General features: G+C 39.5%; 11 protein-coding genes. 3 read left to right on the forward strand and 8 right to left on the reverse strand.

Annotation, left to right across the window (positions count from 1 at the left end):
• Positions 1-22 precede the first annotated feature (22 nt).
• Complete coding sequence (locus BW142_RS12580; RefSeq protein WP_076925069.1) at positions 23-4525, forward strand: EAL domain-containing protein; 4503 nt, start codon at positions 23-25, stop codon at positions 4523-4525.
• Positions 4526-4541: 16 nt separating this feature from the next.
• On the opposite strand, the gene BW142_RS12585 is transcribed toward BW142_RS12580, so the two are convergent.
• Together BW142_RS12585 and BW142_RS12590 are read right to left on the reverse strand one after the other, a co-directional pair.
• Complete coding sequence (locus BW142_RS12585) at positions 4542-5495, reverse strand: ion transporter (protein ID WP_024590672.1); 954 nt, start codon at positions 5493-5495, stop codon at positions 4542-4544.
• Positions 5495-8164, reverse strand: coding sequence for a bifunctional acetate--CoA ligase family protein/GNAT family N-acetyltransferase (locus tag BW142_RS12590; RefSeq protein ID WP_076925070.1), 2670 nt, complete (start codon positions 8162-8164; stop codon positions 5495-5497). Before BW142_RS12590 ends, BW142_RS12585 begins: the two co-directional genes overlap by 1 nt.
• Positions 8165-8278: 114 nt before the next feature.
• On the opposite strand from BW142_RS12590, the gene BW142_RS12595 reads away from it, so the two are divergent.
• Both BW142_RS12595 and BW142_RS12600 read left to right on the forward strand, forming a co-directional pair.
• On the forward strand, positions 8279-8995 hold the full coding sequence (locus tag BW142_RS12595) for an SIMPL domain-containing protein (RefSeq protein WP_076925071.1): 717 nt from the start codon (positions 8279-8281) through the stop codon (positions 8993-8995).
• Between the two features lie 345 nt (positions 8996-9340).
• Positions 9341-9712 carry a hypothetical protein gene (locus tag BW142_RS12600; RefSeq protein ID WP_253188820.1) on the forward strand — a complete coding sequence of 124 codons (372 nt, stop codon included), beginning with the start codon at positions 9341-9343 and terminating at the stop codon, positions 9710-9712.
• Here the strand turns inward: BW142_RS12600 and BW142_RS12605 are convergent.
• From BW142_RS12605 to BW142_RS12630, 6 genes are all read right to left on the reverse strand, one after another.
• The gene (locus BW142_RS12605; protein ID WP_076925072.1) at positions 9695-10363 is read right to left on the reverse strand and encodes a hypothetical protein; all 669 of its coding nucleotides are present in this window, start codon (positions 10361-10363) and stop codon (positions 9695-9697) included. The two genes, BW142_RS12600 and BW142_RS12605, sit on opposite strands and share 18 nt — an antisense overlap.
• Before the next feature lie 90 nt (positions 10364-10453).
• Positions 10454-12292: a DUF885 domain-containing protein gene (locus BW142_RS12610; RefSeq protein WP_076925073.1), complete on the reverse strand. Its 1839-nt coding sequence runs from the start codon at positions 12290-12292 to the stop codon at positions 10454-10456.
• A 68-nt stretch (positions 12293-12360) separates the two neighbouring features.
• Positions 12361-13497 carry a radical SAM family heme chaperone HemW gene (hemW, locus tag BW142_RS12615; protein ID WP_024598896.1) on the reverse strand — a complete coding sequence of 379 codons (1137 nt, stop codon included), beginning with the start codon at positions 13495-13497 and terminating at the stop codon, positions 12361-12363.
• A complete protein-coding gene (gene rdgB / locus BW142_RS12620; RefSeq protein ID WP_076925074.1) occupies positions 13494-14093 on the reverse strand; it encodes an RdgB/HAM1 family non-canonical purine NTP pyrophosphatase in 600 nt (199 codons plus the stop codon). Before rdgB ends, hemW begins: the two co-directional genes overlap by 4 nt.
• 4 nt (positions 14094-14097) lie before the next feature.
• A complete protein-coding gene (locus BW142_RS12625; RefSeq protein WP_076925075.1) occupies positions 14098-14541 on the reverse strand; it encodes a DUF4426 domain-containing protein in 444 nt (147 codons plus the stop codon).
• Between the two features lie 64 nt (positions 14542-14605).
• Positions 14606-15139, reverse strand: a complete 534-nt coding sequence (locus tag BW142_RS12630; RefSeq protein ID WP_002962568.1) for a YggT family protein — start codon at positions 15137-15139, stop codon at positions 14606-14608.
• Between the last annotated feature and the right edge of the window lie 19 nt (positions 15140-15158).

A 15158-nucleotide genomic window follows, 5' to 3' on the forward strand; every position in this document is an offset into this window, starting at 1 on the left:
TAAATAATAATATGGAATAAGCATGAGTAAATGCGTTAACGGGATCATTAGTTGCTTTGTAGTTTTAATCGCTATCCTAAGTTGCCAAGTAGGCGCACAAGTAAAACGTTTATCTCCAAGCGAAGGCTTATCGCAAAGCTACGTTAATACAATGCTTATCGACACTAATGGTTACCTTTGGCTTTCTACTGAGGCTGGGCTTAATCGTTATGATGGCTATCAAGTTATTCCAATAAACGGCCCTAATGGTGAATTAGAAGAAGCGATCATTGATCGTATTTACCAAGATACCCAAGGGCACATTTGGATAGCTTCTTTACTTGCAGGCCTATTTAGATACGACCCCGTAACAGATTCATATCAGCAGTTTTTAGAAAAACCCACTAGTGAAGAAGAAATTATCAATCAATCTGTTTTTAGTATGGTGGCCGTTGATAAAAAAACACTTTGGATTGGGCGAGGCCGCGATTTTGCAAAGCTTGATATTGCGACCGGAGAAATTACAACTATCTTTGAGCTACCCGCTAAATATAAAAATACCCTTGTGAGAAAGCTGTTTGCCTACAATGGTTATATATTTATTGGTACAAGCCATGGTGCATATGTATTTGATATTGCAACAGAGCAGGTTAGGCCACTACAACACTTAAAAGGTGAAGCTGAGCATATTTATCAAAATAATGTTAAGTCGTTCGCATTAGGTGAAAATAAACAGTTGTTAGTAGGGGCGGTAAAAGGCTTATACGAAGTTGATATTAGTAACTTATCAAAAATGTTTGAACGTCCAGATTTACCGTTTAAAAGTAAGGTATTACTAACTGATTTAAATGTGTGGAGCATAGTAAACGAACACGGAAAAATAGATTTAGCTACTGATAAAGGCTTGTTTAAATTTGATTTAAGCACTGGGGAAATGATTAAAAACACCCGAATAGCCCAAAGTAAGTACACACTTGCTGATACCAGTATTATTGATATGGCTAAAGATAAATCGGGTGGTACTTGGGTTGCGACTAAAACCGATGGGGCATTTTATTTATCTCATGACAGTTATCATTTTAATAATATCGATGGCACTTTACTCGGGGGCGATGGTTTATCACATCACTCTATTTGGGGTATTACTGAATATAAAGATAAACTCTGGCTTGCAACGCACAATGGTATTACTGAAGTTGATTTAAAAACAAATGTTGGCAAAGTTTATTTAAAAGACTACAAAGTCGACTTACTCACCACTGAGTTTACCGTATACGAAATAACACCTTATAAAGACAATTTATGGCTTTATACAAACCGTGGTTTGTTTATTTTTGATCCTGTAACGCATCAAGTTAGCGAACCTAAAGTGCATGACCCTGCTAATCAAGAGCTAATTACCGGTAGGGTGCATGGCGTTACATTAATGCCAAATGGCGACTTATACTTTGTGCACTCAGATCATGGGGTATTTATATACAATATAGACTCTCAAGTAATAACGCGTTTGGGTGGCCAATTTGATCAATTTGAACCCTTTTTAGCTCATGGCTTTTTACCTGCGCTGAGCAATAAACCAGACTCACCATTGTTTTTTAATGCCGGTATTTTATACCAAGTAAACCCAAGTGATTTAGCACTTAAAATGATTTACAAAGTGCCAAAACAGCATGAAAACGTAGCCATTAGTGTGCTTTCTTACTTAATTGATAACAACAATATATTGTGGATATCACTTTCTAATTTTGGCTTGATAGGCCTTGATGCATCTACCTACCAATTAGTCCATACAATCGATTTAGAGAAAAATAAATTAGGCACACTACTCTACGATATGGTGCTAGATGATGATGGTATGATTTGGATGAGCAGCCATAAAGGTATTTGGCGATTAAACCCAGAAACACTTCATTTTCAGCAATTTTCTACATCAGAGGGGCTACTTTCAGCTGAGTTTAATAGTAACGCCATGGCACAGCTCAAAGATGGCCATATTGCGTATGGTAGCTTAAAAGGATTTACTTATTTTCATCCAATGGAAAACCAAAATTACCAGTCGCTTATTGATCACGTAAATATTACGCGAGTTGATTTAATGTCTCGAGATTTATCGCTTGATTTAAAACAGCCGCTCAACGAGGTTGTGTTAAATCATGATGATATAGGGCTTGAAGTGGCATTTTCGGCCATGGCATTCAGTAATCAAGAACGCATCATTTATGAGTATCAACTCGATAACGGGCAAAAAAGTTATACTCGAAATAACAATCGCGTACTGTTTCCAAAATTAAATCCAGGTAATTATCAATTAAAAGTTTGGGCTAAAGATCCGCTGACTGGCGAATATACTTCGCCCGCTATTTTAAAAATAAAAGTAAAGTATCCGCTTTGGCGTGCACCTTATTTTATGGTGCTTTATGGCATGTTGTTTATTGGCTTTGTTGCTATGTGGGTTATGCGCCGTAATAAAATCCAGCGTATTTTATTAGCAGCAAATAAAGAAAGTAAAGAAAGCGAAGCGCGTTTAAAGCTAGCTCTTGAAGGCAGCGAGTCGGGTGTTTGGGATTGGGAATCAAGTAATCCAAGTATTTATCAACCTCGCTTAGCGAGTGAATTAGGCTACGAAAATGAAACCGTGAGCCTAGATGAATATTTATCTAAAATTCATCCGCAAGACAAACAACTATTTCGCTTAGAGTGGCTTGAATTTTTATCTACCGATAAAGGTTATTTTAATTGCACCTACCGCCTGCGCCATGCAAAAGGCTATTGGCGCTGGTATAAGGATTTTGGGAAAGTAGTTGAGTGGGATGATAAAACGCCACAAAAAGTAGCGGGTACCTACACAAATATGACCCGTGAGATGGTGTTTGAAGAACATGCATTATTATTTACCGCAGCGTTTGAACAAACACGTGATTGGGTGTTTATTCTCGATAAAAATTTAAATATTAGGGCCTCCAATAAATCCCTGCAGACCGCCTTTAGCTTCTCTGCTGAGTCGTTATCTAGTCGAGCATTAAATTTAGGTATATCGCGCAGCAATCGTTTCGATTATTTACGCATAATGCAAAAGCTATCTGTTGGGGAGCACTTTTCGTGTGAAGACAGTGTGGTTTTAGCAAATGGTGAGCCACGCCATGTACTTGTGAAAATAAGTGCAGTAGCCGATAACGAACAGCGTCTTAATAGCTATGTCATTATTTTAACCGATATAAACGCACAAAAATCAGCTGAAAACGAGCTGCACTTATTAGCCAATTACGATGCTTTAACTGGGCTGCCAAATCGTACGTTATTTAACGACCGCGTTGAACACGCCCTTGAGCAAGCAAAATTTCACGAATGTAAAGTTGCTTTATTACATATAAATATTAAGCGTTTTAAATACTTTAATGATTCTTTAGGGCATGCAGTTGCTGATGAGCTTATTAAAGAGGTAGCTGAGCGTTTAAAATGCTCCTTGCGTCCATCGGATAGTGTTGCTCGATTTGGTGGCGATGAATTTGTTGTACTGGTAGAAGACATTCATCAAATAGAACAAGTACTCATTATATGTACTAAGTTAATGGATTGTGTGAATCAAAATATTACGATTAATGGTCAAGTCGTAAACGTTAATTTAAGTATTGGCGTGTCTATATCACCAGATGATGCGCAGCAAGGATCAGCGCTTTTAAAAGCTGCGAGCATAGCGTTATATCATGCAAAAGACTCTTTAGAGGGACGTTATCAGTTTTATAAGCAAGAGATGAATCAGCATGTTCAAAGAGCGCTGCATCTTGAATCTCAGCTTACAAGAGCGTATCAAGAAGAAGAGTTCTGTAATTACTACCAGCCTATCATTAACGCTGAAAGTCAAAAAACAGAAGGTTTTGAAGTACTGCTACGTTGGCCTGAAAATAAGCTTGTGCAAACCCAAGAGTTTTCGGTGGCAGCAGAAGGTATAGGCCTGATTACAAAAATTATGCTGCAGACTTTTGCGCGCGCTTTACTCGAGCTAAAAGAGTGGCGAAAAGCCTCACCTAGCCTGTATTTATCTATTAATTTATCGGCACTTGATTTTGAGTTTAAAGACCTTGTTCCAGAAATAAAAAAAGCGTTAAGTAACGCAGGGGTATCGTCTGAGGCAATTGTTTTTGAAATAACTGAATCAATATTAATGCGTGATTCCAAAGAAGCGTTACATAGTATGGAACAACTTAAAAAGTTGGGCTGTAGATTGTATATGGATGATTTTGGTACGGGTTACGCATCGCTTACTTATTTAAAGCGCTTTCCTATTGATGTATTAAAAATAGATAGAAGCTTTGTGCAAGACATAGGCATAGATTCTGACGATGAAGCTATTATTCAATCAATACTCGCGCTTGCTGATAGTTTAGGTAAAGAATGTGTAGCTGAAGGCGTAGAAAGCTCGCACCAACTCGCCTTTTTAAAGGCGCGAGGGTGCATGCATTTCCAAGGGTACTTATTTAGTAAACCAGTACCAAATAACGAAGTACTACCGCTTATTAATCGCAATTGGAGTGATATATTTAATTGATAATGGCAGTACTCATTTAAGGCCTTTTACCGCAGTGCCTACAAAATAAATGGCTATTATGCTCATTTAACTGCGTTTTAATGGCCTTATTAGCTTCTAGTTTACTCAAGCCTAGTTTATAGCGTAGTTCTTCTAGGTGTTCTTGTTGAGTATCATTAAGAGTGCCGTCTTGAATTTGTTCATGTACAGCATCTTCAAAAAATTGGCGGCGTTTACGTATTTGTTCTGAAAAACTAGACGCGAGTAAACCGGTAGGTATCGCAACCATTCCCATGCTTAGTAGTGTAATTACGCCGCCGAAAAATTTACCCAATGGCGTTATAGGTACTACATCACCATAACCAACAGTCGTTAGTGTTGCCATTGCCCACCACATAGCCGCGGGAATAGAGCCAAATTTATCGGGTTGTATGTCATGCTCAATTAAATAAATTCCGCATGAAGCTAAAATAAGCACGACGGCCATAATAAAAAAAGCAGCCATTAATGAACTACCTTCATCGTTAAAGGCTTTTAAAAGTAGCTGCATGGCGCGTGAGTAGCGAGTGAGTTTAAATACCCTTAATAGTCGAAGCACACGTAAAAAACGTAAATCGAGAGGAAATAAAAACATCATTAAGCTTGGTAAAATCGCAATTAAATCAACAATTGCCAAAGGGGAGAAAAAGTAGCTAAGCCGACGTTTGGTATGAGACCCCTCCATTGCTGCATATTGTGTTTTATCTACGCAAGCCCAAAGTCTGGCTAAGTACTCAATAGCAAAAATAGCGACCGAGACAATTTCTAAAACTAAGAATTCGTTGTAATACTGCTCTGCCACACTTGGGATTGATTCAATAACAATGGCTACAACGTTAATCATTATTAAGCTAATGAGCGCGATATCAAGAATATGTCCTGCTCGATGGTATTGACCTGTGCCTTCAAACAGGCAGGCCATTTTTTGTCTTAAAGTATGTGGTTCATTCATTATTTAAGTTTAAGTACCATATTAATACTGCCTTCTTCAAAGTCGCGACTAATTTTAAAACCTAACTTTCGGGCTAGCTCAATCATCCCCGTATTCTCTGGTAAGGTTATGCCTTCAATCGACTCCACACCTTGGCGTTTACAGTGGTTGATTGCAGCACTCATTAGTATGCGACCAAGCCCTAAACCTTGGCAGTCTGAGCGTACTACAATAGCAAATTCAGCATGTAGGTTATCGGGATCCATAATGACGCGAGACACACCTAGTGTGCGGGTTTTACCTTCAAAGCGTTGGCAAACAATAAAGGCCATTTCACGGTCGTAATCAATTTGCGTCATTTTAGCGAGTTGATCGTGGTTAAATTGTGGTAGTTCGCCAAAAAAGCGTTTATATCTGTCTTCTTTATTAAGTGACTCGTCAAATGCTTTATGAGCTTGTTCATCTTCTGGCTTTATAGGCCTGAGCGTAGCTTGGGTGTTATTTTTAAGTGTTACTACTTCAACAAGCTCAATAGGGTAGGGACGAATAGATAAGCGCTTACGATTGCTCTGAGTTTGATAGCGGTTAAGGGTCATAGTGGCATCGAGTACTAAAAACTGCCCGTTGCTGGCAAGGATAGGATTTAGTTCCATAGAGCTTATGTCAGGTTGGTCAATAATTAACTGAGAAATACGTGTTAGCAGTGCACATAAACGATACTTATCAACCTTTTCGGGTAATATGCGCTCCTTTAGTACGCCTTTATCGTGCGCTGCGGCAATTAAATACTTTGCTAAGTTCATATTCAGTGGAGGCAGAGCAACAGCGGCTTGTGCATATTCAAGGCCGGTTCCTGCTTCACCTAATAATATAACAGGGCCAAAATTGGGCTCGGTTTTAATCGCAATTCGCAGCTCATTTGCGCCTGCTCGCGGCGCCATTTTTTGTAATGAGAACCCTTCAATAATCGCATCCGGATACGTGTTTTTAATACGTATAAGCATTGCAAAAGCGGTTTGTTCAACCTCGTTGGCGTCGTTTAAATTAAGCACCACACCACCTACTTCAGACTTTGAGGCAATACTTGGGCTAATGAGCTTTAACGCGACCGGAAAACCCAGCTCTATGGCTTGCTCTCTCGCTTCTGTTGGTGTGTAGGCAACCTCAGTTTGAATGCATTTAATACCGTAATGGTTTAATACTTGGCTTGCCTGATGGGTAGGTAAGTAGCTTTGTCCTTCATCTAAAAATTCATTAATAAGTGCTTTAGCAGGCACTTTATTTATTTTTGCGTCATCAGTGTTCGACTCAGGTGTTTGCGTTAAATGCTTTTGGTTACGACGATACGTTACCAAGTGCATAAATGCGCCAACAGCGCCTTCGGGCGTACGGTAAGTAGGTATAGCATTATTAGAGCATACTTTTCTTGCAGCATAAGATGCATCCTCCCCCATAAAGTTAGTTATAACGTAAGGGCGCGCCATTTTGGGTAATGTTTGCAAGGTTTCTACAATAACGTTGGCGTAGTCTTCGCTGAGTGCAAGTGCTGATGGGGTATGAATTATGAGTAAATTTTTAACTTCTTTAGCGTGTAATAAAATCTCCAGTGCTTGTTTGTACCGAGCAGGAGCTGAGTCGCCAAAAATATCCACAGGGTTTGAGGTGGTTTCTGATTGTGGAATTACTTTATTTAGCGCATTTCGAGTTTCAATGCTTAGCTCTGCTAACTTTCCTGAATTTTGAATAAGCTCATCAACGGCCATAACTCCCGGCCCGCCACCATTAGTTAAAATAGTCAGTTGCTCTACTTTTAATAATTTTGGATGCATGGCAAGTGTTTGTGTCGCTGCAAATAGCTCTCGTAAATCATTTACGCGCAGCATACCTGCACGTTGAAATAACGCATCGTAAACAGCATCAGAGCTTTGCTTTCCACCGGTGTGAATTTCGGCTGCAAGTGCACCCGCACTTGTTTTACCTGTTTTAATCGCAATTACAGGCTTACTAAAAGCCGCAGCTCTTGCTGCTGATATAAAACCACGAATATCCTCAATGTTATCAATGTAGAGTAAAATAGCTTTGGTTTTAGCATCACGACCTAAAAAGTCGAGTAGTTCATTAAAGTTAATATCAAGGCAGTCACCTACCGATACAAAATATGAAAAGCCAATTTCTTTGTTTTTAGCCCAATCTAAAATGGTTGAGCATACTGCTGCTGATTGCGATACAAATGCAATTTTACCTGGGCTTGCCACAGTATGTGAAAAGCTCGCATTTAAACCAATATGAGGGATCAGCAAGCCTAAACAATTTGGCCCAAGCAAAGTAACTTGCTTGGCTTGAGCGCATGCTTTGAGCGCACTTTTTTGCTCTCCAGAAAGCCCATCTGCAATAACAACCGCCGTTTTGCAGCCAAGTTCTCCAAGCTGCTCAATAATATCAATTAAGGTGTTTTTGTTAGTACAAATAACAGCAAGGTCGGGTACTTTTGGTAAGTCCGCAATAGTGGGGTAAGCAAGCACGCCATGTACTGCGCTATGGCTTGGAGTAACAGGCATTATCGGCCCTTTAAAGCCGCCTTGAAGCAAATTGCGCATAACCACAAAACCAGCACGAGTTGATATATTAGAGGCACCAATAACGGCCACTGAGCTTGGATTAAAAAACTGGGTAATGCGCTTAAGGCTCATGGTTTTTCCTAGGCTGATTAAATTTTGCGTTATTTATAGTCTCAATGTACCCTGTTTACTGTGTTATTTCGAGCGTCTAGATGCTTATTATTGATATCAATCAAGGAGATTATTGTGAATAAAACCCCCGGTTTTTACATTGTTATAGCGGCTATTTGTTTAAGTATAGGCTTAATTAGCTTAGGGTTTATTTTAAAGAGTACAGCTTTGAGTGTAAAAGAGATGGAACGTACTGTGCAGGTTAAGGGGTTGGCCGAGCGAGAAGTAATAGCCGATACAGTAATTTGGCCTCTGCAATTTAGTGATGCCGACAATAATCTTGAAAAATTAGTCAGCCGAGTTGAGAAAAAAAATGATGCTGTAACTGCTTTTTTAAAACTGCATGGTTTTGACGACGATGAAATAACAATAGGCAGCCAGTCAGTTATTGATAAACAAGCACGTGAATATAGTAACGAAAATCAGCAATTTAGATACATAGTGCGCTCAAATGTTATTGTTTATTCTGCTGCGCCAGATAAAGTACAAAACGCGCTGAGTAAAGTAAGCCAGCTTGCTAAACAAGATATCGCAATAGTGCAGGACAGCTACGAAACAAAAGTTGAATACATTTTTACAGGCCTCAATGATGTAAAACCTGCGATGGTGCAAGAAGCAACTGAAAAAGCGCGTGAAGTCGCTAATAAATTTGCTAAAGACTCTAATTCAAAATTAGGCAAAATAAAAACAGCTCGCCAAGGGCAATTTAGTATCAGTAATCGAGATTCAAATACACCGCAAATAAAAAATATAAGAGTGGTAACCAGTGTTGAATATTATTTAAATGACTAGGGCCTGTTGACCTTTCAGGATTAAAATTTGTTCAATCTAGGGGCGATTTAATCGCGGCGTGAGGTTTGTAACCTAGCTGGCTAAGTAAAAACCGAGCAACAAAGAGTAAATTGCCCCTAGGCAGAACCCTTCGGGCAGCGCATGTTTGGCATTTATTCCACGTTATCGCCTATTTATGGGGAATAACCACACTGCATAGGCTCTGCCTTGCCTAAATACCAAACATACTGCTGCAAATTTAACCTCGAAAGATAAACAGGCCCTAGGAAATAATATGTCAGAGTCTAAATATGGCCAGTTTGTACTGGCGCCCCGTTCGTATTTTTTACTGCTATAGCGAGCGTGGTGTTTGCGTTTATTGGCTTTAGTTATAATGCATGGCGAATGGAGGCAAGTGAAGAAAATAACAATACACGCATTGTTAGCTTTCAAATATTACAAGAACTAGCCGAGCTTGAGCTTATTGTATTTGCGGCGCATTACGATAATAACAAAGTAGATGGCAGCCCTCGAAAAGGCTGGGTTAAAGTTAACTTAATTCATGACTTAAGCTACTTAGCCGTTGATAAAGTAAATTTAAAAACAAAAGACTTACAAAAGGTCTGGCAAACAAATTGGCCAAATATGGTTGATCACGAAAGTGCTGCGCAATCTATTACGCATGCCATAGATAGCGTGCGTACAGAAGTTGTGAGTGAATTAAAGCGCCTTGATTAAGTGAGCAACTTGCGCCGTCGAACGTTGCAAGTAAGCGGCGCTCAGTAAAATTGTGGTCTCGTTAACTTTTTGCCCTTTTAGTACGTTGGCAAGCTGCTGTTTTGCAGTAGAATTTTGTTTTTGCTCTATTTCCATTAATGCTAACACAGCTGAAAATTCATGCTTTACCGGTGTGCTCGGTTTATTTGCATAGGCTATGTAGCAGGCAACTGGTGTTAAGCCATGAGAGTTGGGTTGCGCCAGCGCTTTAGCTAACTCATCATTTGATTCAAACAACATTAAAGAACGCACATAGTTAAATGGCAGCTTTGTAGCATCGGCATGCTTAAACACATTGTGCAGTACGTTATTTCCTTGTGTATCTTGTACTAAAAAGCCTTTATTTACTCTCAGCGCTGGGGTAAAAAAACTCAATGCGTCAATATTAGTGAGTTGATTAATAAATGGAGAAGGTGCTGTATTAGTACTTAGTATACGGGTTGCTATGTTTTGCATAAAGTCATACTTAACACTCAACCGTTGGGCACTGTCATATAAATGGTTAAGCTGCAAAGTTTGCTGAGCAGGGCTTAACTGCTTAAAGTCGTTATCGAGCTCATTTAACTGCTGCTTTGAAATACGCGCATTAAGTAGTTGTATGCTTAAATCCATTATTATTTCCAAAAATCTTTTTTACTACTATAAAACAAAAAAGGCCGCAAATGCGACCTTTCATATTTAAAGCAATTGTTTAAATTGGTTTTAAGCCTTTTTGCTTGCTACCCATTCATTTACAAAATTTTCTAGTACATTAAGTGGCACCGGGCCATTTTTAAGTACTACGTCGTGGAACTGGCGAATATCAAATTTATCACCAAGTTGTTTTTTAGCGTCTTCACGAAGTTCTAAAATCTTAAGCATACCCACTTTATAAGCCGTTGCTTGTGAAGGCATTACAATGTGACGCTCAACCATTTTAACACCGTCAGATGTTGCATTAGGCGTGTTATTTACGTAGTAATCAATACCTTCTTGGCGAGTCCACTTCATTGCGTGAATACCCGTATCAACTACTAGACGACATGCGCGCCATAATTCCATTGAAAGACGACCAAAATCTGAGTAAGGGTCTGAGTACATGCCCATTTCTTTAGGAATGAACTCTGAGTATAAACCCCAGCCTTCAATATACGCTGTGTAGCCACCAAACTTACGGAATTTAGGAACACCTTCTAGCTCTTGCGAAATAGCTATTTGCATGTGGTGTCCTGGAATGCCTTCATGGTAAGCCAGTGCTTCCATTTGATACGTTGGCATTGCTTCCATATCGTAAAGGTTTGCGTAGTAAACACCTGGGCGTGAACCATCCGGAGCTGGCTGTTGGTAAAATGCTTTACCTGCCGCTTTTTCACGGAATGCTTCAACTGCTTTTACTTTTAAATCAGCTTTAGGCTTAACAATGAATAGCTCATCTAAACGCGTTTTCATTGTATCAATAAGCCCAGTGGCTTCATCAAGATAGCGTTGTTTACCTTGTGCATCATTAGGGTAGTAAAATTGTTTGTCAGTTTTCATAAACTGCATAAACGCTTTTAAGTCGCCTTTAAAGCCCACTTTGTCTTTAATTTCACGCATTTCATCATGAATACGTGTCACTTCAGATAGACCAATAGCATGAATTTCTTTAGCCGTTAAATCTGTTGTAGTTGTGCGCTTAAGTGCGTTGTTATAAAACGCTTCGCCGTCAGGTAGTTTCCATGCGCCATCGCGATCATCAGCACGTTTCTCAAGCTGCGCTAGGTAATTAATTAGCTTAGAGTAAGATGGTTTAACAGCCGATTTTAATGCATCCGATGCATCGCTGATTAACGAGTCTTTTTCGTCTTGGCTAACTTCAAGCGCTGTTACTTTACGCTTAAAGTCAGCAAGCAATGTAGAATCATCCCCTTTTTCAAACGGTGCACCGTGAATAATGTTTTTGCTTGAATCAATAACATGTGGGAACACAAATTTAGGGGCAATGATGCCTTTTTCTGCACGTACAGTTAAATCAATAATAAGCTGATCAATAACACCAGTTACACCATTTAAACGTGAAATGTAGTCTTTAGCTTCTTTTACATTACTAATTGAGTGCTGATTAATTAAAAATGCAGGGATCATAGAATGTGTACCAAACATTTGGTTCACAGGGTAGTTATGGTAACGCCATTTAAAGTCAGCAATTGAGCTTTCAAGATCTTGTTTTTTTAAGTCGTAGCTAACTTTTGTCGCATCATCTAATAAATCACGGCTAATTGCTTTTAGGGCAACGAGGTCAGCTTTTGTTTGCGCTAAATCTTTAAGCTGTCTTTCTTCGCTGCCATCGTCCCACTTATCGTAATCTTGCTTAATACCCATGTATGTTTGATATACAGGACTGCTCATTACATCGCGGTTAAATGTATCTTCAAAAAACGCATTGGCTTTGTCTATTTCACTTTGTTGTGATTGAACTGCTGCTTGTGCAATAGGAGCTGAAGTCGCTTGTTGTGTTGTTTGCTGGCAACCAGCAAGTAGTGCAACGCTTACTGCGGCCGCAATAAAGGTAAGTTTACGCATTGTTTTCCCTTTTGTTGTTAGAAACCCATTAGGGTGTTTTATATTTATTTTTTGTGTAGCGCTGGGCGTTACACAAATAATTCTAGCAGGTCATTTAAAAAGCGATGACCTTTTAAGCTTACCTGCCAATGACTGCCTGTTTGAGTCAATAAACCTTTATTAATTGCTTGGTTTAATGCACTTTGCTGACTTTGCAGTGGCAGTGTTGTTAATTTATTAAAATCATTAATTGGGCAAGGCTCAACAAGGCGAAAGCGATTCATAAAAAATTCAAACGCTAAATCGTCTTGCTCTACATGCCAGCTTTTGTACATATACGGTTTAATTAAATCCATATAGCCGCGTGGGTGTTTAACCTTTTCGGTACGCGTAATAAGCCCTGTATTTGCATCAGTAACCTTACCATGCGCGCCGCAGCCAATACCGAGATAATCGCCAAAACGCCAATAATTCAAGTTATGTTGGCACTGATAGCCTGGTTTTGCATAGCCTGATATTTCGTATTGTATGTAACCTGCTTGAGCTAGTAACTCGACCCCTTGCTCTTGAATGTCCCACAGTGTTTCGTCTTGTGGCAAGGTGGGAGGTTTTGATGCAAACTGAGTATTAGGTTCAATAGTTAGTTGATACCAAGATATATGCGGAGGATCTAGCGCTATTATTTGCTTTAAATCACTCAGTGCATCGTCAAGTGTTTGCCCCGGTAAGCCGTGCATTAAATCAAGGTTAAAGCTGTTTAAACCGGCTTCTTTAGCTTGCTGCGCAGCATAATTAGCCTCGTCGCTGCCATGAATCCGACCAAGTGCTTTTAACTTGTCGTTTTGCATGCTTTGCACGCCAATAGAAATACGGTTAATACCTGCTTTTACGTAATCTTTAAAACGACCTGTTTCTACTGTGCCAGGGTTGGCTTCAAGGGTAATTTCGCAGTTGTCTTCAAGTCCAATTAGGCTATCGACTTCTTTTAGTAAGCGGGTGTAAGCTGTACCAGTTAATAAGCTTGGAGTGCCGCCACCAATAAAAATGCTGTGAATTTTACGCCCTTGCACTAAGTGCAAATCAGCTTTTAAATCATCAATTAAATGCTGAACATATTCAGCTTCAGGTATTTCACCTTTTTGTCCGTGGCTATTAAAATCGCAGTACGGGCATTTTTGCACGCACCAAGGCACGTGCACATATAAGCTCAGTGGTGGAAGGTTCACAGGCCGCCTTTTTGCTTTAGCTCTAGCAATAATTTTTGTAGCGCTTGTCCGCGATGACTCACTGCATTTTTTTGCTCTTTTGTAAGCTCAGCACTCGTACAACTTTGTTCTGCTACAAAAAACACCGGATCGTAACCAAAGCCACCGTTGCCATTTTGAGTGAGCGTAATTTCGCCTTCCCAACTTGCACTACAAATAAGTGGAGTAGGGTCATCTGCGTGGCGCATTAATACCAGTACACACCAAAAACGAGCACTACGGATAGGGTTATTACCCAAATCAACGAGTAACTTATCAATGTTATCTTGATCGCTGGCACTTGGGCCTGCAAAACGGGCTGAGTAAACACCGGGTGCGCCATTTAAGCCATCAACCTCTAAACCAGAGTCATCGGCAATTGCTGCCATGCCTGTAATTTTAGCGGCATGGCGCGCTTTAATAATGGCATTTTCAACAAAGGTAGTGCCGGTTTCGGCAACTTCACTTACATTAAAATCGCTCTGTGGAACTACATTAATATTCAGAGAGCTTAGCATGTTAGCTAGCTCTTTTACTTTGCCAGGGTTACCTGTAGCAAGTACTAAAGTTTTGGTCATGTTATTAATCTACGTAAAATTTTTGCTGAAACTGTAATTTTTGAAATTGATTACTTTGTTGTATTTCAATCTCAAAGCGTAAAATCTCTTCGTTGGTGTAATCAACTTGGGCAAGGTAATAAATTGACTCACCTTCTTTTACTTCTTTAAAAGTAAGCGTTTGCTTGTTGCCAAGTAGATTTTTAGCTGTGCCTGTAAGCTTTGCCGTTTGGGCTGTGTTTTCGGCATCATTTTTTAAAACAGAAATATTCAAAATGCCTTTGTATCCGCTTCGCTCAAGGCCATACGCTTTCGCTATTTTTGGCTGAATAAAAGTAGAAGGAAAAGCGATGTAATGCACTTGCCAAGGGCCAAGCTCTTTGTATTGTGCGCCTTGCATTTCTTCGCTTTGCGCGTTAAATGCAAATGCTAAACAAGCAATAAAACAAAACTTAATTAAACGGTTCATTATGTATTCCTCAAAACATATAAAAAAGAGGCCTTTGGGCCTCTTTTACTCAAAAATTAAGTGCTTAGACTAAAAAGTCCATAAGCAACATTTGCAAAAACTGAATACCAATAATAAGCACTAAAACTGATAAATCTAAGCCACCCATTGATGGTAATATTTTACGAATTGGTTTTAGCATTGGTTCAGTAAGCTGATGGAAAACCGCTTCTATAGGGTTATAACCTTGGCTAACCCAACTTAAAATAGCGCGAATAATAAGTACCCAAAAAACTAAGTTAAGGCCTTCTTTTAGTACCGTTATAAGTGCTTGAATAAGTACAGGCTGTATTGCCCACGCATTATATATAACAAGCATTAAAGTACTAATTTTGGCTACAGCCACTATAAATGCCAGCAACAAAGATGCTAAATCAAGTCCGCCAAACCCCGGAATGATTTTACGCAGTGGTTTTACCGCAAACGACGTGGCTTTAACCACAAACTGGCTCATTGGATTATAGAAGTCGGCTTTTGCCCACTGCAGCCAAAAGCGCAGTAATACCACCATTAAAAACAAATCAAACAGGGTACTGATCAAAAATTGCATGGCATTCATAGTGTAACCTTCAATAAAA

This window comes from Pseudoalteromonas sp. EB27 (genome assembly GCF_001974875.1).
Classification (GTDB): domain Bacteria; phylum Pseudomonadota; class Gammaproteobacteria; order Enterobacterales; family Alteromonadaceae; genus Pseudoalteromonas.